This is a genomic window from Collinsella sp. AF33-16, from assembly GCF_003475325.1.
Classification (GTDB): Bacteria; Actinomycetota; Coriobacteriia; order Coriobacteriales; family Coriobacteriaceae; genus Collinsella.
In genome coordinates, this window is record NZ_QRQC01000043.1 from 1 (window position 1) to 2,101 (window position 2,101).

Here is a 2,101-nt window from a genome sequence, read left to right on the forward strand (position 1 = left end):
GAGGCCAGGGCGCCGCTGACCGGTGGACGGCACCGAGCCGTCTGATGACTTGAAGAAGGGGGAGGCCGCGAGGCCTCCCCCTTTTTTGCGTTTACGAGCAACATTCCTTATGCAATTAAATCAATTTAATCATCCACCGCTGAATATAGACGTTCACCGTTCTTTGGTCGGTTCTCTGTTCTCAATGGACTAATATTTGCTTTAGCGCACTGCTGCGCTTGTCCTGTTTTTACACGGGTCGTTTTATTGATTGTGACGGAAGGACTCACATGGCAGATGTTCATGAGCTGCTTGATACTTGGATTGCCAATGTCAAGGACGAGGAGCTCCTCGCTGAGCTCAACACGATGAAGGAGCAGGGTGATGAGGACGCCATCACTGACGCTTTCTTCCAGGATCTCGCCTTCGGTACTGCCGGTCTTCGCGGCACTATCGGTGCGGGCACTAACCGTATGAATATCTATACGGTCGGTCGTGCGACCCAGGGATTCGCTGACTACCTCAATGCGACCTTCGAGCATCCGACGGTCGCCATTGCTCGCGATAGCCGCAATAAAGGTGAGCTGTTCGTCAAGACGACGGCTGCCATTCTTGCAGCAAATGGCGTGACTGCCCTCGTGTATCCCAAGATTTCTCCTGTGCCGACGCTCTCCTGGGCCGTCCGTGATCTTAAGTGCTCCGGTGGCATTTGCATGACCGCTAGCCATAACCCGGCGCCTTATAACGGCTATAAGGCCTATGGCCCCGACGGCTGCCAGATCACCAGCGAGGCCGCCGATGCAATTTCTAAGGCTATCGCCGAGACCGATACGTTCACCGGCGTGAAGTCCATGGACTTCGATGAGGCTCTTGAGCAGGGTCTGGTCAAATGGATCGATGACTCGTGCCTCGAGCGTTATTACGACGCCGTTCTCGCCCGCGGCGTGACTAACCTTTCTGCCGAGGAGATCGCTGGCGCTCCGCTTAAGCTCGTCTACACTCCGCTCAACGGCACCGGCCTCATTCCCGTCACGACGGTGCTCGAGCGCGCTGGCATCACCGATGTCACGGTTGTTCCCGAGCAGAAGGAGCCTAACGGCGATTTCCCGACCTGCCCGTATCCTAACCCCGAGATCCGTCAGGCCATGCAGAAGGGCATCGATCTCTGCGAGCAGGTTCACCCCGATCTGCTGCTTGCAACCGATCCCGATGCCGACCGTGTTGGCGTTGCCGTTAAGAATGGCGATGACTATCTGCTGCTGACCGGCAATGAGATGGGCGTTCTGCTGCTCGACTATATCTGCAAGACCCGTGCTGCCCGCGGTGAGGACCTCACTAAGAAGGTTGCCGTTACTACTATCGTTTCTTCCGCCATGGTTGACGCTCTGGCCGACGAGTACGGTTTTGAGCTCCGCCGCTGCCTGACGGGCTTCAAGTACATCGGCGACATCATTACCTCGCTTTCCGATTCTGGCGAGGTCGATCGCTTTATCTTTGGTTTCGAGGAGAGCTACGGCTATCTGGCCGGCGACCACGTGCGCGACAAGGACGCCGTGAGCACTTCACTTCTGATTTGCCAGATGGCGCAGTATTACAAGCTCCAGGGTAAGAACCTTGCCGATGCGATGCACGAGCTGTACGAGAAGTATGGCTACTATCACAACAAGACGATTTCGCTGAGCTATCCGGGCGCTGAGGGCGCGGCAAAGATGGCCGGCATCATGGCCGGTCTGCGCGAGAACCCGCCCGCGGAGCTCGCCGGTTCCAAGATTGAGGCCGTCGTGGATTACAACACCTGCGTGAACGGCCTGCCGAAGGCTAATGTCATTGAGTTCGATCTCGAGGGTGGCAACAAGGGTATCGTCCGTCCTTCCGGCACCGAGCCCAAGATCAAGCTGTATATCTTTGCCAAGGGCGCGGATGCCGCCGAAGCTGATGCAGCACTTGACGCGATTGAAGAGTCCGGTCGCAAGCTGCTGGCATAAGGTATTTAAGAGTCTATTACTGTAGATAGGCGAAAGAGGGGATCTCGGAAACGAGGTCCCCTCTTATATTTACCCAGCCAGCCGAGAGTCCTTATATGTGTAGGAAATGTGTACGCCCAGATTCCCGCCCACGGCGC

1 protein-coding gene is annotated in these 2,101 nt (G+C 56.4%); it reads left to right on the plus strand.

From position 1 onward, the window contains the following. Nucleotides 1–269 precede the first annotated feature (269 nt). A complete protein-coding gene (locus DWZ52_RS09765) occupies nt 270–1,964 on the plus strand; it encodes a phospho-sugar mutase (RefSeq protein ID WP_118385433.1) in 1,695 nt (564 codons plus the stop codon). The last annotated feature ends 137 nt before the right edge of the window (nt 1,965–2,101 follow it).

What these genes read in the sequence shown, in the direction of transcription:
- DWZ52_RS09765 (WP_118385433.1), top strand. Translation starts at nt 270, where the DNA reads ATGGCAGATGTTCATGAGCTGCTTGATACTTGGATTGCCAATGTCAAG.